A 21177-nucleotide genomic window follows, 5' to 3' on the forward strand; every position below is an offset into this window, starting at 1 on the left:
ATATGACCAAATGTTGGGCGTTGGAGCACGATGCTCGCGCAGCAAATTACCATGAGGGGCGGCGGCTGCATGCAGCCTCGCGATTTTGAGATCAAAAAAAGACGGGGGATTTCCCCCCGTCAAAGATCTGAATCGCCTTGTTGGCCCCCGCGCCTTACGGCAGGAAGCGGTCGTGGTACTCGGTGGTCTGCGTGAACAAGCCGATGACTTCCGTGACGGGCATGCCGTCATCCAGCTTGCCCATCCAGTAGTCGAACCCGGCCGGCTCGGGGGTGCGTCCAAGCAGGCCGACGTAGTCCAGCGTCACGCCGACGGCCTGATCGGTCGCGGCCCGGGCTTCGGCGGACTGGGTGATCTCCAGCAACACGTCGCTGCGGCTGCTCCCGCCGGTCAGGCGGTCCTGCCAGTAGGTCTGCCCGGCCGTGTCCGGGGCCCGATCCAGCACGTGCTGGTAGAGCTGGCTCAGGAAGCCGGCGTTGTCGAGCCCGTCATACAGGCCCTTGAACTCGGCGCTGCCGGCAAAGTCCGCACCGATCGTGGCGAGGCTGTGGTCGCTCAGGCGTTCCGCCATCCAGTAGTCCATCCCGGCCTTGTCGGGCAGGCGACCGAAGGCGCCGAGGTAAAGCCGTGCGAGCCCCCCCGCGCCGCCCTGGAATTCCGGCGACTCAAGAAAGCGCAAGGCGACCTCGTCGCGGGTCAGCGTCCCTGAGCCGATCTGATCCATCCAGTAGTTCAGACCACCGCTTTCCGCTTCACGGAACAGGGTGTCGCGATAAAGCTGCATGACGAAGAACTTCGTGCTGCCGAAGACGTCGTTGTCCTTGGTGCCGACGGTCAAGCCATTGGCCGCTTCCAGCGCATCGGGGAACTGATCGTTGTCGCTGTCGCTGCTGCTGGTCGTGGCCCGATAGCCGGGTGCGCCCGGATCGCTGATCACGCCGTTCTTGACGCCGTCACTGTCGAACTCGCTCCCGTCGGTGATCTGGAAGTCCAGGCGCGTCTTGCCGCCTTCGATGACGACCTGGCCGCCGTATGGGGCGCTGGCCAGGTTGACCCAGTCGCCGGCCGCATCCTGCTTCCAGTAGCCGTTGATGGGGATGCTGCCATCCACATACAGGCTGAAGTGCTCCGTCCCGCCGACGGTGGCAAGGTCCGCCTGGAAGCCGATCAGCCCCAGCGGCATGGCGAGGTCGGCGGGCTTGTCGGCCGGGGCGTCGAGCTGCTGAACGGCCTTGAGGACCGTGGGCGTGGCCTGGGTCGTATCGGTCTTGCCATTGATCGAGTCGCTGACCAGCGTCACGAAGACCGGCGGGGCGTCCCCCGGATGGCTCTGGGCGGTGTCGGTGTTGAGGAATGGTACCGACGTGACATTGGCCTGCTGGCCATCGGCGACCCCATCGCCGTTGCCATCCCCCGTGACACCGCCGGCCTCGAGTACCGGGACGAGCTGCTCCGTGGAGGACGGAACGTTGTCGCCGTCATCCGCGGTGTCGATGGTGACGGACAGGCTGGGGGAGGCGAGGCTGACGTTGCCGGCCGTGTCGAGGGCTTTGGCGGTCAGCGTATGGACACCGTTGTCCAGGGCACTGGCGGTGATGCTCCAGTTGCCACTGTCGTCCGCCACGGTCGAGCCGAGCAAGGTGGTGCCGTCGGTGTCGTAGAGGGCGACGGCCATGCCGGCCTGGGCGGTGCCGACGAAGGTCGGTGTCGTGCTGGAGGTCAGGTTGTCGCTGGAGGAGGTGCCGGTATCGCTGGCCGGGGTCATGTCCGGCGCGGAGGGGGCATTTGGTGCCAGCGTGGCCACCGTGATGGTGCGTGTCGCCGTGCTGCCGACGTTGCCGGCCACATCGGTCTGGGTTGCGCCGATCGTCTTGACGCCCTCGCCCATCGCCGTGATGTCGGCAGCGACCAGCGTGTAACTCCAGCTCGTGCCGTCGACGGTGGCTGTGCGCGTGTTGCCCCCCAGGCTCAGCGCGACGGTGGCGCCGGCCTCGTTGCTGCCGGTGAGGGTGGTGCCGACCTCCTGTGCGTTGATGATGTCGTCGGCGGCAACGACGTGGATGTCGGGCGCCGCGGGCGCAAGGGTATCCACGACATAGTTGAGCGTGCTGGCGGTACCCGTACCGGTGTTGCCGGCCGCATCGGCCACGCCGGTGTTATCCAGCGTGATGAGGTTGCTGGTGTCCGTGACGCCGGCGGTCGGCGTGTAAGTCGCCGTCCAGGTGAGGCCGCCGTCGCTGGAACTGACGGCGGACAGGGTGCCGTTGGCGACGCTCAGGTCGGCATTGCTGAAGCCACTCACCGCTTCGCTGAAGGTGACGGTGACGGTGGCCGTATCGCCGATCTTGAGGGCGCTGTCGGACAGCGCGATCGTTGCCGTCGGGCGCTGCGTGTCGATGGCGTAGTGGGCCGAATCGGTGCTGCCCGTGCCGGCATTGCCCGCCGCGTCGGTGATGCCGGCGTTGTCCAGCGTGATGAGGTTGCTGGCGTCCGTGACGTTGGCGGTCGGCGTGTAGATCGCCGTCCAGGTGGTCCCGCCGTCGTTGGAGCCGACGGCGGACAGGGTGCCGTTGGCAACGCTCAGGTCGGCATTGCTGAAACCACTCACCGCTTCGCTGAAGGTCACGGTGAGGGTGGCCGTCTCGCCGACCTTGAGGGCGCTGTCGGACAGCGCGATCGTCGCCGTCGGGCGCTGCGTGTCGATGGCGTAGTGGGCCGAATCGGTGGTGCCCGTGCCGGCATTGCCCGCCGCGTCGGTGATGCCGGCGTTGTTCAGCGTGATGACGTTGCTGGCATCCGTGACGTTGGCCGTCGGCGTGTAGATCGCCGTCCAGGTGGTCCCGCCGTCGTTGGAGCCGACGGCGGACAGGGTGCCGTTGGCGACGCTCAGGTCGGCATTGCTGAAGCCGGTGACCGCTTCGCTGAAGGTGACGGTGACGGTGGCCGTCTCGCCGACCTTGAGGGCGCTGTCGGACAGCGCAATCGTTGCCGTCGGGCGCTGCGTGTCGATGGCGTAGGGGGCCGAATCGGTGGTGCCGCTACCGGCATTGCCCGCCGCATCGGCCACGCCGGCGTTGTTCAGCGTAATGGCGTTGCTGGTGTCCGTGACGTTGGCGGTCGGCGTGTAGATCGCCGTCCAGGTGGTCCCGCCGTCGTTGGAGCCGACGGCGGACAGGGTGCCGTTGGCAACGCTCAGGTCGGCATTGCTGAAGCCGCTGACCGCTTCGCTGAAGGTCACGGTGACGGTGGCCGTCTCGCCGATCTTGAGGGCGCTGTCGGACAGCGCGATCGTCGCCGTCGGGCGCTGCGTGTCGATGGCGTAGGGGGCCGAGTCGGTGCTGCCCGTGCCGGCATTGCCCGCCACGTCGGTGAGGCCGGCGTTGTTCAGCGTGATGACGTTGCTGGCGTCCGTGACGTTGGCGGTCGGCGTGTAGATCGCCGTCCAGGTGGTCCCGCCGTCGCTGGAGCCGACGGCGGACAGGGTGCCGTTGGCAACGCTCAGGTCGGCATTGCTGAAGCCGGTGACCGCTTCGCTGAAGGTGACGGTGACGGTGGCCGTGTCGCCGACCTTGAGGGCGGTGTCGGACAGCGCGATCGTTGCCGTCGGACGCTGCGTGTCGACGGCGTAGTTGGCCGAATCGACGCTCCCCGAGCCGGCGTTGCCGGCCGCATCCGAAATGCCGGTGTAGTCCAGCGTGAGGGCGTTGGTCGCGGCGGTGGTGGCCGCTGTCGGGGTCAGCGTGGCGGTCCAGGTGAGGCCGCCGTCGTTGCTGCTGAGGTTGGACAGGCTGCCATTGGCGACCGTCACGTCGGCAGTCGTAAAGCCGGTGACGGCTTCCGTGAAGGCGAAGGTGACGGTGGCCGTGTCGCCGACCTTGAGGGCCGTATCCGAGATCGCGATGCTTGAGGCGAGGGTCGGGCGCACGGTATCGACCGCGTAGCTGGCACTGTCGGCCGTGCCGGTGCCGGCATTGCCGGCCGCGTCGACGATGCCGGTGTAGTCCAGCGTGAGGACGTTGGTCGCCGCGGTGGTGCCGGCGGCCGGGGTCAGCGTGGCGGTCCAGGTGAGGCCGCCGTCGCTGCTGCTGAGCTTGGAGAGGCTGCCATTGGCGACCGCCACGTCGGCGGTCGTGAAGCCGCTGACGGCTTCCGTGAAGGCGAAGGTGACGGTGGCGGTGTCGCCGATCTTGAGGGCCGTGTCCGAGATCGTGATGCTTGAGGCGAGGCTCGGGCGCACGGTATCGATGGCGTAGTTCGGCGAATCGACGGTCCCCGAACCGGCATTGCCCGCCAGGTCGGTGATGCCGGTGCTGTCCAGCGTGAGCGCGTTGGTGGCGTCCGTGATGCTGGCCGTCGGGGTCAGCGTGGCGGTCCAGGTCGTGCCGCCGTCGCTGCTGCTGAGCTTGGAGAGGCTGCCATTGGCGACCGTCACATCGGCCGCGGTGAAGCCGGTGACGGCTTCCGTGAAGGCGAAGGTGACGGTGGCGGTATCGCCGATCTTGAGCGCCGTGTCAGAAATCGCGATGGTCGACGCGAGGCTCGGGCGCACCGTGTCGATCGCATAGTTGCCACTTTTAACCGTGCCGGTGCCGGCATTGCCGGCCGCGTTGGTCACCCCCGTGTAGTCCAGCGTGAGGACATTGGTCGCGGCGGTGGTGCCGGCCGCCGGGGTCAGCGTGGCGGTCCAGGTCGTGCCGCCGTCACTGCTGCTGAGATTGCTGAGGGCGCCATGGGACACCGTCACGTCGGCGGTGGTGAAACCGCTGACCGCCTCCATGAAAGTGAAGGTGACGGTGGCGGTATCGCCGATCTTGAGCGCCGTGTCGGAAATCCCGATGCTTGAGGCGAGGGTCGGGCGCTGCGTGTCGATGGCGTAGTTCGGCGAATCGACGGTCCCCGAACCGGCATTGCCGGCCGCATCCGTAATGCCGGTGTAGTCCAGCGTAAGGATGTTGGTGGTGTCAGCGACATTGTCCGTCGGGGTCAGCGTGGCGGTCCAGGTGGTGCCGCCGTCGCTGCTGCTGAGCTTGGAGAGGCTGCCATTGGCGACCGTCACATCGGCCACGGTGAAGTCGCTGACGGCTTCCGTGAAGGCGAAGGTGACGGTGGCGGTATCGCCGATCTTGAGCGCCGTATCCGAAATCGTGATGTCCGACGCAAGGGTCGGGCGCACCGTGTCGATCGCGTAGCTGGCACTGTCGAGGGTGCCCGATCCGGCATTGCCGGCCGTGTCGGTCACCCCCGTGTAGTCCAGCGTGATGACATTGGTCGCCGAGCTGATGCTGGCATCGGGGGTCAGCGTGGCGGTCCAGGTGATGCCGCCGTCCGACGAACTCAAGCCGCTGATCTTGCCGTTATCTGCAAGCAGATCGGCGGTGGTGAAGCCGCTGACCGCCTCCGTGAAGGTGAAGGTGACGGTGGACGTGTCGCCGATCTTGAGCGCCGTATCGGACAGCGAAATCGTCGCGGTCGGACGCTGCGTGTCGACGGCGTAGTTCGGCGAATCGACAGTGCCCGAGCCGGCGTTGCCGGCCGCATCGCTGATGCCGGTGTAGTCCAGCGTGAGGACGTTGGTCGCCGCGGTGGTGCTGGCACTGGGCGTCAGCGTGGCCGTCCAGGTCGTGCCGCCATCACTGCTGCTGAGGTTGGAGAGCGTGCCATGGGGCACCGTCACGTCGGCGGTGGTGAAGCCGCTGACCGCTTCCGTGAAGGTGAAGGTGGCCGTGGCGGTGTCGCCGATCTTGAGCGCCGTGTCCGAGATCGTGATGGCCGATGCCAGGCTCGGGCGCAGCGTGTCGATCTTGTAGTTCGGCGAATTGCTTGTCCCTGTGCCGGCATTGCCGGCCAGGTCGGCGATGCCGGTGTTGTCCAGGGTGAGGATGTTGGTGGCGTCCTCGATGTCGGCCGTCGGCGTCAGGGTCGCCGTCCAGGTGGTGCCGCCGTCACTGCTGCTGAGCTTGGAGAGGGCGCCATTGGCGACCGTCACGTCGGCGGTGGTGAAACCGCTGACCGCTTCCGTGAAGGTGAAGGTCACCGTCGAGGTGTCGCCGACCTTGAGTGCCGTGTCGGACAGCTTGATGGCACTGGCCAGGGCGGGCGCCGTGTCGTCGATCTCCACGGTGGTGGCCGGGGATGCCGCGCTGACATTGCCGGCCACGTCGGTCACTTCGAGGGTGACGCTGTGCGTACCGGCACTCAGGCTCGAACTGGTGACCGACCACTTGCCCAAGGCGTCGGCGGTCGTGGTGCCGATGACGGTCTTGCCGTCGGTATCGAACAGCTTGACGGCGGCGAAGGCTTCGGTCGAGCCGGAGAAGTCCAGGGTGGTGAGATTGGTGATGCCGTCCGAGCTGGAGACACCGGAGTCGGAGCTGGCGGACAGCGTGGGCGCGGCCGGTGTCGTGGGGACCGTGGTGTCGACGGTCACGCTGAGCGCAGAGGAGGCCGCGCTGGTGTTGCCGCCGGCATCGGTGGCCTTGGTGGTGAGGGTGTGGCTGCCCTCGCTCAGGGTGCTGCTGGTGATGGACCAGTTGCCCTTGCCATCGGCGGTCGCCGTGCCCAGCACGGTGCTGCCGTCGGTGTCGTAGAGGGTGACGGTGGAATTGGCTTCGGCGGTGCCGGTGACGGTGGGCGTGGTGGCGTTGGTGAGCTTGTCGGTGCTGGAGCTGCCGGTGTCGCTGCCGCTCGCCAGGTCCGGCGTGCCGGGGCTGCTCGGTGCGGTGGTGTCGAGGGTGACCGTCAGCTCTCCGCTGGCGACGCTGGTGTTGCCCGCCGTGTCCACCGCCTTGGTGGTGAGGGTGTGGCTGCCCTCGCTCAGGGTACTGCTGGTGATGGACCAGTTGCCGCTGCCGTCGGCGGTCGCCGTGCCCAGCACGGTGCTGCCGTCGGTGTCGTAGAGGGTGACGCTGGAATTGGCTTCGGCCGTGCCGGTGAAGGTCGGCGTGGTGCTCTTGGTGATGTCGTCAGCGTTACTTGAACCTGTGTCGCTCGCGCTATCCAGGTCGGGCGTGCTGGGGGCGCTGGGGGCGCTGGTGTCGATCGTGACGCTGAGGGTAGACGACAGCGCGCTCTGATTGCCGGCGACATCGGAAACCTTGGCTCCAATGGTATGGTCGCCGTCGCCGAGCTTGCTGCTGGTGATGCTCCACTTGCCGGAACCATTGACTGTGCCGGTGCCCAGTACGGTGGTGCCATCGGTGTCATACAAGGTCACCGTGGAGCCGATTGTGCCCGTGCCATTGAAGGTCGGAGTGGTCTTGTTGGTGATGTTGTCGCTGGAGGACACGCCGCTGTCGGTTCCCGCCGTCAAGTCCGGCGCCAATGGCGCATCGGGAGCCGTCGTGTCAATGGTGACGGACAAGCCGCCAGATGCGCTGCTGACATTGCCTGCCGTGTCGGTGGCCTTGGTGGTGAGGGTATGGCTGCCCTCGCTCAGGGTACTGCTGGTGATGGACCAGTTGCCGCTGCCGTCGGCCGTGGCGGTGCCCAGTACGGTGGTGCCGTCGGTGTCGTAGAGGGTGACGGTGGCGTTGGCTTCCGCCGTGCCGCTCAGGGTGGGCGTGGTATCGCTGGTGATGTCGTCAGAGTTACTTGAGCCGGTGTCGCTGCCAGCATCCAGATCCGGCGTCGACGGTGCCGCCGGCGCAATGCCGTCAATCACCACAGCCGAGGTTTCCGCCAGCGAATGACCGCTGCTGGTGCCGGGCAGGGTCAGGTCCGCCGCGCTGCCATTGGCCGCCGAGACGATCGTGCCGCTATTCAAATCAAATGAAGCGGTGTCGAAATACTGCAGATCGGCGCTGCTGTCGCCATCCTGAACGGTATAGGCAAACTCCAGGTCTTGGCTGCCACTGCCGGAGACATAAGCCGCATATTCGTCGTTGGTACCGGTCTCAAGCAGAATGCGCGGCGTGCCATTGGTGTAGTCAACCACCACCGCCTGGTCGAAGCTGACCTTGAAGGTCACGATGTCCCCGACCTTGTAACTCTTGTCGCCCGAGGTCTGGATCACCTCGGAGACCACTGGCGGGGGGGTCACCACGGTCAAGGTGTTGGTGGTATCGGCCGACGTCGTGACGGCGGTATTCCAGCTGGACGCCGCGCTCAAATTGTAAGTATGGCTGTCGCTCGCCTGAGTGCCGTCCTTGTTCAGCAAAGACGCCAAGATGGCAAAGTCGAGACCGTTGAGCTTCACCGAGAAGGTGGTCGCCGACGTCACATCCACATTGTTCGACGTCAGCGTGTAGGCCGACCCGCCCAAACCGCTCACCGTCAGCTTGGAAACCGTCACATCGTTGTTGCTGCCCTGCAGGGCAACCATGTTCTGCCCGGTTGCAGTCAGCACATGGGTGATGGTGTTGTAGGTCGCCGAGGAAATCGTCGGCACCACTACGCCCGACGCCGACCCCGGGTTGATCACTGCCGGCGTGCCGGCATAGTTGTCCGGGGAGTAAGCGAACGATGTATTCCATCCGGCGGCCGCTGCAATGTGGTAGGAATACCCATTCAGATTGCTTGTGCCGTCTTGGTTCATCAGTCCATCGATGAACAATTGATCGGCGGCATTCAGTTGAATCGTAAAGCCGGTCGTTCCCGTTACGGTCACTGCGCCCGCACTGTAGGGCGTAGTCAGGGTATAGCTGGCCTTCGTCGTGCCGGAATCGATCAATTCCAGCGTGAGCTTGGTCGGATCGACGGCATCGTTAACCGTGTCGAGCCCGCTCCCGACAAAGGTCATCAAACCCGCCGAAGCGCCGCTGACCACATACGAAGCCTGAGTGATGCTGGCAATCCCGCTCACCGTCATGCCAGTGCCGGAGAACGCGCTGTCCTGCGTGCCGGCAACACCGGTATCCCAGCCTTCGGCCGTGCTGACCGAATAAGTCTTACCGTTGAAAGAACTGGTCCCGTTCTTGGTCAGAATTTGCTGCAGAGCGGCCTGATCGGTGGCCGACACGGCGATCTGAAAACTGGTGGAAGACGAAATCTCCACATCCGCCGTGTCGGTCAGCGTATAGGAGCCCCCTTGCCCCTTGAAAGTGAACAACGAGGCGTCGATATCCTTGCCGCTGGCGAGCGCGACGAAACCGGTGCCGGTAACGGTGAGCACCCCGGAACGCTCGTCATACGCAATGGACGAGACCACCGGCGAGGTATCCACCACGGTCACCGTCAGGGCGCTTGTTGCCGAGCTCATGTTGCCGGCGGTATCGCCCGCCTTGGCGGTAATCGTATGCACCCCGCCACTCAGGGCTCCGGATCCGGTAATGGACCATTTGCCGGATCCATTGACGGTGCCATGACCGATTTCGGTGGTGCCGTCGGTATCGTAGATATACACCACGGACCCGATTTCACCTGTTCCGATAAAGGTGGGTGTGGTTGCGTCGGTAATGTTGTCGGTCGAAGAGGTCCCGATATCCGTGCCGGCGGTCAGATCGGGGGTACTCGGCGTGGCCGGAGCGGTGGTGTCGAGGATGACCGTCAGCTCTCCGCTGGCGACGCTGGTGTTGCCCGCCGTGTCCACCGCCTTGGTGGTCAGGGTGTGGCTGCCCTCGCTCAGGGTACTGCTGGTAATGGACCAGTTGCCGCTGCCGTCGGCCGTGGCGGTGCCCAGTACGGTGGTGCCGTCGGTGTCGTAGAGGGTGACGGTGGCGTTGGCCTCGGCGGTGCCGCTCAGGGTGGGCGTGGTATCGCTGGTGAGGTTGTCGGTGCTGGAGCTGCCGGTGTCGCTGCCTGCATCCAGATCCGGCGTCGACGGTGCCGCCGGCGCAATGCCGTCAATCACCACAGCCGAGGTTTCCGCCAGCGAATGACCGCTGCTGGTGCCGGGCAGGGTCAGGTCCGCCGCGCTGCCATTGGCCACCGAGACGATCGTGCCGCTATTCAAATCAAATGAAGCGGTGTCGAAATACTGCAGATCGGTGCTGCTGTCGCCAGCCTGAACGGTATAGGCAAACTCCAGGTCTTGGCTGCCACTGCCGGAGACATAAACCGCATATTCGTCGTTGGTACCGGTCTCAAGCAGAATGCGCGGCGTGCCGCCAGAGTCGTCAACCACCACCGCCTGGTCGAAGCTGACCTTGAAGGTCACGATGTCCCCGACCTTGTAACTCTTGTCGCCCGAGATCTGGATCACCTCGGAGATTACTGGCGGGGTGTTGGCCCCTGAAACGGTGATGCCGTTGCCAGTGAGGTCATCACCGGCGAGCGCCGAATCCCAGCCTGCGGCCCCCGCGATGTTGAATGTTGTCGAGTCGAGCGCGCTTGTGCCGTTCTTGTTCAGCAGACCATTGAGCGCGAGTTGATCGGTCGCGTTCAAGGTTACGGAAAAACCGGTGGTGCTGCTGGCCTCCACGTCGCTGGAGGTCAGGGTGTAGGTTGCGCCACCTTGACCTTTGAGGGTGAGCTTGCCGACGGTGATGTCGCTACCTGAGGCATTGCCGACCAGCCCGGAGCCGGTGACGGTCAGCACGCCGGTGGAAGCATCGTAAGTGGCCGAGGTGATGGAAGGTGAGGAAACGCTGCTGACGGTGATGGCGTTGGTAGCATCTGCCGGTGCCGATGCCGCCATGGAATCCCAGCCGGATGCCGCTGACAGGTTATACGTTGTGGACGTGACGGATGAGGACGTGCCGATCTTGTTCAGCAGGCCTTCCACCGCCAACTGGTCCGCCGCGTTCAGGGTGATCGAAAACGCGGTGGCACTGTCAGCGGTAACATCGCTCGAGGTCAGCGTATAGGTTTTACCGCTTTCGCCAGTCAGCGTCAGTTTGCTGGCGACGATGGTGTCGCCTTTTGTCAGGCCGGTTGCGGTGACCGCCAGGGTGTTGGTGCTGGCGTCATAGGTGGCGTCGGTGATGGCGGCGTCGACGGCAAGTGACTTGATTGTCGTGAATTTGAAATTGTCAATGCTCAGGTAATGGACGGTGTTGCTGTTGGTCGAGGCTGTGACCACCATTGTCTTGATGTCGGTCATATCCGTGAAGTCGACCTGAGCCGTGCTGAAGCCCTTCCCGGTTGCCTTCGTCACAGTCGATCCGACCTGGTTGCCTGACGCGTCATACCCCTTGAAAACGAGGGTCTGGCTGAGGAAACCGCTTTCATAGTTGCTGACGAACATTTGCGAAGGCGTGAATAAGTTTCCACCTTGAAATGAAATGGTCAGCGAGGTTTCATCTTTTGCTAAGGGGTCAACCACCAAGTAGCCATTGCCATACGATATAACGCCACGGGTTGCGCCATTCAGCGTCAGCTGATAATTCGCGCTTCCGCTGACCTTGTAAATCACATCACCTGATGAAGTTGTGCCGCCTTTGTCTGCAAAATTTCCAGACGTGCCAAAAGTAGCGGTGACATTCGTGGCGTCAAGCACATCCAGGTAAAGCTTCGAGAGGGCTCCATCAATAGCAACCGGGGTGTCGATCTTTCCCTCGGTCACTTCCAGGTTCCAGTCGCCCCCTAGGGTGCTGGATCCGGTGAGGTTGTTGGATGCGGCAATGTCTGCACCGGTTATCACGGCCAGGGAGTCGACGAACTGTCTTCCGGCACCTGCGCCGATGTTGCAGCCATAGAGCAGGATGTCTGCGTCACTGCTCAGGCTTTTTCCAATGCTCTGCAATTCCTGCTGGTGACTTGCCAGGTTGGATTTGTCGAGCAGCAGCGAGCCCAGATTCACCGAGGCTTCGGCTCCATGGGTTATCAGATGCAAGGCATCGATATTTGTGCGCCCCGCCAGAATCTCGGCTATTTGAGCCAACCCATCCCGAGAGGAATCGAGGACATGAACTTCTCGGCCAGCACCGATGCCGGCTAGAAGCGCGGCGATGTCCCCCACATTGTCTTCGATGAAAACAATTTCCGTTCGCCCTGTTTCTGCAGTGTCGGCAACTGACCGGCTTTGTCCCAATAGTGGATCTGTCAATATGGAGATGCTGCCGACATCGACCCCGGTCTGCTCTGCGCAGGAGGATGCTTCCTGGGATCCACGAATCACTTCAATGTCATTGGTATCGTTCAGGCTGGGGCTCATGCGGCACTTTCCTTGGCAGGTGATTTCGGGGCGATGATGTTGGCAGAGCTTCCGGTGGGGTCTGACCAGAAAGTCATCTTGGAGTATTTTTCAAACAAGTCCGGGGGCAGGACGGAGCGGCGCTCGCTGAAGCTGACCTTGGGCCGGACGCGATGCAGGCCCGGAACGCCCAGCTGCAGGTCGAAATCCGGTGCGTCATATTCGACATGCTCAAAGTCATGCTCGAAATACGGCTCGCCTAGAAAGCTATAGACCAGTGGCATCACTTTTTCAGGTGCCTGGGCCAGCAAATCGTAATCGACCACCAGCAGGCGGCTGGCATGCTCGCTGTAAAAGGCTTCGCGCAGGGCCGCCCACGCAAAGCCGACCAGCTGCTCGTGCTGCGCCAGCCCTTCCAGGCGCTGGTAGACGGTGCTGCGGCCGGGGTTACCGCCAAACAGCTTGGTGTATTCGTAAGGGTTGCTGCGGTACTTGCGCTCGATGCTGTCCATCACCCACGCGACATTGCGCGCGCAGGCAATCACCTTGGCTTCCGGAAACAGATCCTGCAGCAAAGGCATGCGGGCGCACCACAGGCGGTTCGTATCGAAGATGACCTCCTTGTCCTGCTCCCCCTGGTAATAGGAATGGAACAAGCCGGTCAGCAGGTTCTTGCGCTGGGTGTTGTCGACCTGGGCAGCAAACTCGCTGCCGGCACTGACCTGAGCCAAAAGGCTACTGACAAAGCCGCCTACCGGGCTGCTCATGCCGGCCTGAAAGCACGGGTTCTGCCGCAGGATGGCCGACAACAGCGTCGAGCCGGAACGCGGCAGGCCGCTGATGAAATGAAAACGATGTGCGCTCATGTCAGAGGGTCAGGAGGATTCAGTTGATCGGACCCGGGCGATCAACAACGCCTTCAGGATGGGGAGCTGCTTGGCGGCGAAAGCTCTCGCTCGGGCGGTCAGTTCAGCGAGGTTCTCTTCAGGGCTTTCCAGCGTCCTGCCTTCCACAACCAGTCGCTGGCCCTGGACTGCCATGATTTGCCACGCGTCCTGTACCCACTCGGCCGGCTCCTCCTTGCCTGCCGCATGCGCGGCAAGGAACAACTGCTGGAAGCGGTTCAGGGCGATCCCCCCACCGGTCACCGGGCTGGACAGGAAGCCAAGCTCATTGCTCCCCCGTGCTTTCCGGCACAGGTGAGCATTGAGCCGGTCGGTCTGCGGCCTGGCCCGGTCAATCACGCGGTCGTCCTGCACCATCGCCACGTGCCCCGCGCCGGTGAGCACCATCACCACCTCGACGATCTGTCTCAAGCTGAGTCCTGCGCCCGCCACGGCGCGCTCGATCTCGCCAAGACTACGCACCCGATGATCCGCGAGCAGATCGAGGATGGGGTGATAGACCGACTCGGTCAGCGTTGCCTCCCCCACCGTGGTACGAAGCTTCAGCGACACATCGGGGCGACCAGTGGTCAGGATTACCCGCTGAGCACGCAGGGCCTCGGCCCTCTCCAACTCATTGAGCTTGCGCGCCCCCCTGACCCAGTAATCGCGCCGGAACTGCTGATTGATCAGAAAATCGCGCGTGGTCTCGCGGAACATCGGGTCGGGAATGTCTCTCAGGAAAGCCTGCTGTTCACCAGACAGGCTCAGCGCCTCGATGTGGTCGAGACAATGCGCAGAGCAGGCGTAATCGAGCTTGGCCGGCGCCAGCCACTTGGCCATTGTCGCGAAATGCATCGGATGCCAGTCGCGGTTGAAATACTCATGCGCAAGGTACTGGCGGCTATGCTCCTTGAGCTTCTGAAGGCGCTCCGCCACGAAGGGATTGGCCTGGCTGAAAGCCGGGTTCAAGCCCAGCAACTTGTCGGCAAAAGCCAGGGCACCGTCGATCCGTTTGACGATACCGTGCCCCTCCGCTCCCAGAACCTCCGCATGCTCGGTGAGCAGATGACGCATCGGCGCAAAAGACGCCCAGCCCGGCTGCGTGTTGTAGCTGATGTAGAGAACGCCCCCGACCTTGAGCTTGCGCCGGACGAAGTCGACGATGACCTGGCGATTCTCGTCCGAGATCCAGCTCCAGATGCCGTGCAGGCCGATGAAGTCGAAGTCGGGCAAATCGGTCCGCGCTGCGAAATCGGCAAAGGCCTCGTCGAACAACTGGGCGCCAGCACCGGAGGCGGCGGCGAGTTCCTGCGCAAAGCCTGCCTGGCTGGGGTTGAAATCGGTGCCGCACCACTGCACGACACTGGCCGCGGCGTGGAGATTGGCCGACAAGCCCTGACCAAAGCCAAGCTCGCAGGCACTCCCCACCTCGGGGAACACGAGCCCCTGATACAGGAACGCGAGCCTGGCGCGCTGCGGATTCAGTTCCGTGTAATAGCCATAGGTATACCCAATATCGGCCACATAGCCCGCAGTCCAGTCATTCATCGCTCGTCCTCGTACCTTTCTCTCGGCAGCATCGGTTGTAATTCCGCGCGATTATGGCATCAAGCCGGCAAGCCCAATCCGCCCGATAGCGGGCAACGAGCGGCGTGTTTCACAAGTTCATGCTTGTACCTGACGAAACCTCGCCGGTTTCCCTGAATCCCGAGGAAAAACCATCGCGAATCCTCACCGCCGCCACGAAAATGCCCGCGCCCGGAACGCGTCCGGGCACGGGCCAATCAGGACGTCCTCTCAGCCGCCCGCAGCGCCTCGAACAGATCGCGCATCTCCTGCGCCAGCATCGAGCACGCCCACAGGTAATTGTCCTGCAGCGTCGGATTCATGCGCCGGAAGGCATCCCCCGCGTCGCCATAGGTCATGGCCAGCAAGGACAGCAACTGCACCTGACGGGCGGAAAGCTGATCGACGATGGCCAGCGCATTGGCCTCCTCGGCCAGCCGATAGAACGGCCCCGCCGGCGCGGGGAAAGTGAACGGCGTATTCATCGCAGCGCCCTCCCCTCGCCCCGCGCCCGGCGCGGAAAAGGCGGAACAATTACGACGGCATTACGGATGGACGCGTGCGAACCGACGCACGCCAGGGTGGAAACGACCATGGTGCGGACTCCTTGTTTGGAACACTTCCGCTCTCCGTCGCCAAACGGGGGGCGGGCCAAAGCAGGGTTGGCGAACCGGAAACAAGGAACCGGCAGGGCCGAAGCCCTCCCCACCCGGCCCGCCATTGATCATGGACGCACCAAGGGTGCACGGACAAAAAAAGCCGCAACGCGGCTCACCATCCGCCTTGTTTTCAGCAGGTCGCCAAACCTGATCGCTGTTGTTTCAGCGACGGACGGGAGTATCGGACGGGTGTTGCGGGGGCGTCAAGGGAGGCGGGTGACGGGGGATCCTCCCGCGTCAGAATAGTTGTCGCCTCGATAGAATCCTAAATTCGGGGGCGATGATGAGAGAACGACGTGGCGCGATACGGACAGGAATTCAAGGATAGGGCGGTGGCGAGATTGCTGCCGCCGGAGAACGCGACGGTGGAGGCCGTTGCGCGTGAGATCGGCGTGGGCGTAGCGACGCTGGAGCGTTGGAGGAGTGATGCGCTGTCCAGGCCCGCTCGCGAGCGGGCCTGGACAGCGGCGGCCCGGTTCGAGGCGGTGCTCACCACTGCGGCCCTCGATGAGACGGCCCGGAATGCCTGGTGCCGGGAGCATGGGGTTTATCCGCAGGATCTGGCCCAATGGCGTCAGGCAGCCACGCAAGCCTTGGCAACGCCCGAGGAGGCCCGTGCCAGCCCCTTGCAGACCAAGCAGGATCGGCGTCGCATCAAGGAGCTCGAGCGGGAATTGCGCCGCAAGGAGAAGGCCCTGGCGGAGGCGGCAGCGCTGCTGGTGCTTTCAAAAAAGCTCGAGGCGATCTTTCCGAAGGACAGGGACGAGGACGCATGATCGGCCTGGAAGATCGCCGGATGAAGGTCCGGAACATCGAGGCAGCCCAGGGGGCTGGAGCGCGTCTTGACGCAGCCTGCAAGGTGGCGGGCATCACGCTGCGGACCTTGCAGCGCTGGAAACGTGAGGACGGCCTCGTGCGCGGTGACCTCAGGCCGGCAACGCTGCGCCCCCGGCCTGCCCACGCCCTCACCGAGGCGGAGCGGCGTGCGGTGCTGCAGGTGGCCAACGACGCCCGCTTTGCCGACCTGCCGCCGGCGCGCATCGTTCCGATGCTGGCCGACGAAGGCGTCTATCTGGCCAGCGAATCGACCTTCCACCGTCTCCTGCGCGAAGCGGGCCAGACGACGCATCGGGGGCGCGCCAAAGCCCCCGCAGCCTCTCGCCCACCGAGCACCCACATCGCCACCGCACCGCGCCAGGTGTGGTGCTGGGACATGACCTATCTGCCGGCCACGGTAGCCGGGCGCTGGTTCCATCTGTATCTGATCCTGGATCTCTACAGCCGCAAGATCGTCGGCTGGGAAGTGCACGGCACCGACGCCGCCGAACATGCCGCCCATCTGGTGCGTCGCACGGCGCTGGCTGAAGGGATCGCCGCCCTGGCGGACAAGCCCATCCTGCACGGCGACAACGGCGCGACGCTCAAGGCCACCACGGTGCTGGCGATGCTCCATTGGCTGGGCATCAAGCCTTCCTACTCGCGGCCCCGGGTCAGCGATGACAATGCTTACGCTGAAGCGCTGTTCCGCACGGCCAAGTACCGGCCCGAGTTTCCGGCAAGGGGATTCGAGGATCTGGAAGCCGCCCGATCCTGGGCCAGCGGTTTCGTGCAGTGGTACAACGTCGAGCATCGCCACAGCGGCATCCGCTACGTGAGCCCGGCCCAGCGCCATGCGGGCGAGGATCACGCGATCCTGGCGGCGCGTCACGCACTCTATGCCCAGGCACGAGCGCGCCATCCTGCGCGCTGGACGGGCAACACCCGGGACTGGTCACCCATCACCGTGGTGACTCTCAATCCCGAGCGAGACGTAGTCCTTGCCATGGGGAATAAACAGCAAAGAGCTGCATGAATCAGGCGACAACTAGCTTGACGCGCGCCGGGCCGACGAAGGCGTCTATCTGGCCAGCGAATCGACCTTCCACCGTCTCCTGCGCGAAGCGGGCCAGACGACGCATCGGGGGCGCGCCAAAGCCCCCGCAGCCTCCCGCCCGCCGAGCACCCACATCGCCACCGCACCGCGCCAGGTGTGGTGCTGGGACATGACCTATCTGCCGGCCACGGTAGCCGGGCGCTGGTTCCATCTGTATCTGATCCTGGATCTCTACAGCCGCAAGATCGTCGGCTGGGAAGTGCACGGCACCGACGCCGCCGAACACGCCGCCCATCTGGTGCGTCGCACGGCGCTGGCCGAAGGGATTGCCGCCCTGGCGGACAAGCCCATCCTGCACGGCGACAACGGCGCGACGCTCAAGGCCACCACGGTGCTGGCGATGCTCCACTGGCTGGGCATCAAGCCTTCCTACTCGCGGCCCCGGGTCAGCGATGACAATGCTTACGCCGAAGCGCTGTTCCGCACGGCCAAGTACCGACCCGAGTTTCCGGCAAGGGGATTCGAGGATCTGGAAGCCGCCCGATCCTGGGCCAGCGGTTTCGTGCAGTGGTACAACGTCGAGCATCGCCACAGCGGCATCCGCTACGTGAGCCCGGCCCAGCGCCATGCGGGCGAGGATCACGCGATCCTGGCGGCGCGTCACGCACTCTATGCCCAGGCACGAGCGCGCCATCCTGCGCGCTGGACGGGCAACACCCGGGACTGGTCACCCATCACCGTGGTGACTCTCAATCCCGAGCGAGACGTAGTCCTTGCCATGGGGAATAAACAGCAAAGAGCTGCATGAATCAGGCGACAACTAGCTTGACGCGCGCCGACCCGGCCCGCCATTGATCATGGACGCACCAAGGGGGCACGGAAAAAAAAAAGCCGCAACGCGGCTCACCATCCGCCTTGTTTTCAGCAAGCGCTACGGTCCCTACAATCACAGTACAGCGCCGTCATGAAAGTACCAGTCATAAGCCACCTAGACTCCTGAACTTGGCTATCTCCCATAATCCTGTGGTACTTAGCATGGCTTCAATTACACCAACCTGCTTTTCCGATAATAGGTTTTGACCCACAAATGACGTAGTCAGCTCTGACTTGGCTTGCTGTGCAAACTTAAGAGCAGTAGCTAGACAACAATGATCCTCCTGAAAGCAGTAAAGGAAGTCAGCATCTGACAAGTATTGCTCAACCCAATAAGCCAACTTGCCATCGCAAAGTATAGACGATTCGAAATTTTGAAGATTCGGCTCGGAAAATGTTGGCGCACGATAATGTACATCTTCGCGCTTTTTCATCATCCACTCGAATACAGTATCATCGCCTATCTTATTTGATAGAATTTTATCATTACATCCGACTTCGCTAACGTACGTAGCAAGTACCGTTTTGTGATCACCTCGAATGTCTTGACCACGAAACTTTCCCTTATCACGCTTGATAGGACTTGCCCCAACAGTAGTTTTCAGCGTATATATCCCTGAACATTTAACAATTACCAATGAACGTGCAGCAAATACGCAACGAGTAAGAAAAAATACGGAATAATAGAGCTTTACAACCGCCCATGAGTGATACCCACGGGATAGAGCGAGAGTTGCTTCGCTTATACTGAGAAGTGCCTTGAAATACAAACCCGCAGCATCCTCACAAGAGGCTACAGTGAGCGGCCCCTGCAGCGCTTGACTCACGGTAAGTGACTCGAATGCTGACTTATATGCTTTCAGTTGCTCCGGATCACTACACCCAAGCTCCGACTCAATAAGTTGCTGAACTTGAAATCGATCAGAACTCGTACTCGTCATGGTCTGGCAGTGAATTTAAAAGATTGCTTTCCAATAGATCTTTGATGGTCTTTCGGGCTGTCTTGCCATCTTTTCCTCGCAACTCCTCCCAAGTCACCAGTCCCTCTTTATCCAACCCGATGAACTGCTTCATAACTGCTACTGAAAACGAGCCTTTTTCTGCGCAGCGTTTGACAAGTGACTCAATAAAAAAATCAACCGCCCCATTGAATCCAGCTGCTTTTAAGAAAGGATTTTTTGAGGGAACATCCCAAATCTTGGCTTCCGAATAATAGTCGCGAATTGCTTGAAAGAAATTCGAAATAGCCGCTTTTTGTCTATCGAAAGTTCTAATCTTGTACGTATAAAACGTTCCAGCCTGGGGCTTTAGATGATCCTTAAAGCTCGAAACAAACGTTGAGAGCTCGATATTACCTTGCCCTCTTGGCGCGCCGGGAAACTTAATAAGCTTATATAGCGGGGACTCCGGATCATCATTCAAATCCCTTGCAAGATCCGCTGCGCGGTTGATTGCGTGATTCTCATCATCAACCACCTCCCCAAAGAGATCAAAGATTAGACTCTTTGGCACCGGCTTTTGCTCAGTATTGATATTCAGGAAGATTTTGGCGGCTTGGGATGTAGTCAACCCAATGCACATCGTTACCAATAAATCGGTCTCACCTACATCCGGATTTGTCTCAACTGCCTGCTTTAAGCCAGTAATCCGATGTTGACCGTCGATAACTTGTGCGGCTGACGGAACTAACGGAACATTAATTGTTCTTTCTGAAAAAATCGGCAAAAAATTTTCGTCTGTCCAGTTGAGAATAAATGAATTAAAGAATGTATTCCCCTCTAGGATATAGTTGCGGATATCGTTTATGCGACGGACGCTGAGCGGGCGCTGCACAGCGCCTTCTTCGTTGTCACGTCCCCTCACAGCAACGTAGTGGAGCGATATCAGGTGTTTCGCCTTCATCGCGAGGGTGAATGCTGGAATGTTTCCAAATTGCGTCTCGAGATACGGAGCTTGGTAGCTATCGTGAGTTTGCTTCTCTTTTTCCTTAGCCATACGACCTCAAACTCTTGTTCAGTTTATCAAAACCGCGATTGAGCGCCCCCAAACGCCGGGGATACATCCTTGATATACTACACAGACGAATTGGCAAACACATCTTTTCTCGGCCCCTTTTTGAACGCCATAAATTAGCCAGACACATTCAAAATGGATGCATTTTAGCGGACGTTCATCACTGCAGCACAACTGGCTACTCAAGCTCCAACAATAGCCGTACCCGTTAGAGATGACCTCCGGCAGCTTCGGTAGAGAAGCTGCCCCCAACCTCAACAGGCTAACGCGATGCCGTCGGACTATGCGCTCCTTCTCCACTCACTTCAACCGCCGGACCCAATGTCGTTGGGCCAAGCAGCACTCACCGACCAGAACATTGCACCCACTGCCCCCCACGCCCAACCATTGGTGCTTTTCACGCAGTGCAGCTCCCTCCACGCTGAACCCACTTCCCTCCCAGCCGCGATCACTTCCCTCTGAGCCCCACCCTTGATGCTCCGATTTGAACTTGCTCAGCTCCGAGCTGAACAAGTTCAAATCAACGTTGAGCCGGCCTCCCTCCGATTGAAGGCAGCCTCCCTCCGAGCATCAAAAGCTTCCCTCTGAGCATCGATAGCTCATCGCCGAGGATCTCGAGCTCAGCTCGCCGCGTCAAAAGTTCAGGTCCGGGGATATCGAGTCCACGTCTGAGCTGAACAAGTTCAAGTCCGTGCCCCGACATTTCAAATCGGAAGGTCGAGCACTTCGTTCCGAACCCGGACGTGTTCGAAATTTTGTGCTCAGGCTTCCTGCAGCGCCATCGGTTGATAGCGTACCCCGTTCCTGGCCTGCACTTCGGCGGCGGGGGCGAAGCCGAACGCCGCATAGGTCGGCACGGCGTAGAGGGACGAATTCACCGTGAAGCGGGGGGTGTCGCCGGCGCCGGCCTTGAGGCGTTGCCACAGGGCACGGGCAATGCCTTGGCCGTGCAGGTCGGCGCGGACGAAGAGGTGGTGGACGTGGGTCTGGCCCCGTAGCGCACCGACGCCCACCAGTTCGTTTCCGACGCAGGCCAGCACGTAGTCGATGGTCGGATCGGCGATGCAGCGGGCAACCGCGTCGACGGAGAAGTTCTCGAGGAAGGCCCCCGCCTCGGCGGCGGCAGGGTCGGCGAGAAAGTAATGGGCGAGGCCGCCGATCAGGTCGGCAATAGCGGGCGCATCGGCAGGCTGGGCGGGGCGGAGCGTGAATGGAAGAGGCATGGGCAGGACTCCAGGGTTGATTTTATTTTCAGATTTAGTTTGCTATGTCACGCAATAGTGCGTATGGTGAAAC

8 protein-coding genes and 2 pseudogenes are annotated in these 21177 nt (G+C 62.1%); 2 read left to right on the forward strand and 8 right to left on the reverse strand.

The features are described 5' to 3' along the window. Positions 1–154 precede the first annotated feature (154 nt). From AC1PPK_RS24090 to AC1PPK_RS24110, 5 genes and pseudogenes are all read right to left on the reverse strand, one after another. The gene (locus tag AC1PPK_RS24090; RefSeq protein ID WP_481118263.1) at positions 155–11032 is read right to left on the reverse strand and encodes an Ig-like domain-containing protein; all 10878 of its coding nucleotides are present in this window, start codon (positions 11030–11032) and stop codon (positions 155–157) included. Positions 11033–11383: 351 nt separating this feature from the next. After that, positions 11384–12031 (reverse strand): annotated as a pseudogene (locus AC1PPK_RS24095) (DUF4347 domain-containing protein); the annotation flags it as partial. After that, entirely contained in the window at positions 12028–12876 is an 849-nt protein-coding gene (locus AC1PPK_RS24100; RefSeq protein ID WP_481115511.1) for a sulfotransferase family protein, read from the reverse strand. The pseudogene AC1PPK_RS24095 and the gene AC1PPK_RS24100, both read right to left, overlap by 4 nt. 9 nt (positions 12877–12885) lie before the next feature. After that, positions 12886–14445 (reverse strand): methyltransferase regulatory domain-containing protein, encoded by a 1560-nt coding sequence (locus AC1PPK_RS24105; protein WP_481115512.1) that lies wholly within the window; start codon positions 14443–14445, stop codon positions 12886–12888. A 236-nt stretch (positions 14446–14681) separates the two neighbouring features. Further along, on the reverse strand, positions 14682–14948 hold the full coding sequence (locus tag AC1PPK_RS24110) for a hypothetical protein (RefSeq protein WP_481115513.1): 267 nt from the start codon (positions 14946–14948) through the stop codon (positions 14682–14684). Positions 14949–15418: 470 nt separating this feature from the next. Here AC1PPK_RS24110 and AC1PPK_RS24115 point away from each other — a divergent pair. Further along, positions 15419–16974 (forward strand): IS3 family transposase gene (locus AC1PPK_RS24115; protein WP_481115514.1). Its coding sequence is split into 2 segments (ribosomal slippage): positions 15419–15848 and positions 15848–16974, totalling 1557 coding nucleotides; the frame shifts between segments, so codons are not numbered across the junction. Between the two features lie 31 nt (positions 16975–17005). Next, positions 17006–17803 (forward strand): annotated as a pseudogene (locus tag AC1PPK_RS24120) (transposase); the annotation flags it as partial. A gap of 169 nt (positions 17804–17972) precedes the next feature. Here AC1PPK_RS24120 and AC1PPK_RS24125 read toward each other — a convergent pair. From AC1PPK_RS24125 to AC1PPK_RS24135, 3 genes are all read right to left on the reverse strand, one after another. Continuing rightward, on the reverse strand, positions 17973–18695 hold the full coding sequence (locus AC1PPK_RS24125) for a hypothetical protein (RefSeq protein WP_481115515.1): 723 nt from the start codon (positions 18693–18695) through the stop codon (positions 17973–17975). A gap of 94 nt (positions 18696–18789) precedes the next feature. Then, complete coding sequence (locus AC1PPK_RS24130) at positions 18790–19863, reverse strand: DGQHR domain-containing protein (protein ID WP_481115516.1); 1074 nt, start codon at positions 19861–19863, stop codon at positions 18790–18792. A 779-nt stretch (positions 19864–20642) separates the two neighbouring features. Further along, on the reverse strand, positions 20643–21104 hold the full coding sequence (locus AC1PPK_RS24135) for a GNAT family N-acetyltransferase (RefSeq protein ID WP_481115517.1): 462 nt from the start codon (positions 21102–21104) through the stop codon (positions 20643–20645). Positions 21105–21177 lie beyond the last annotated feature (73 nt).

The organism is Zoogloea sp. JDB1, assembly GCF_056724025.1.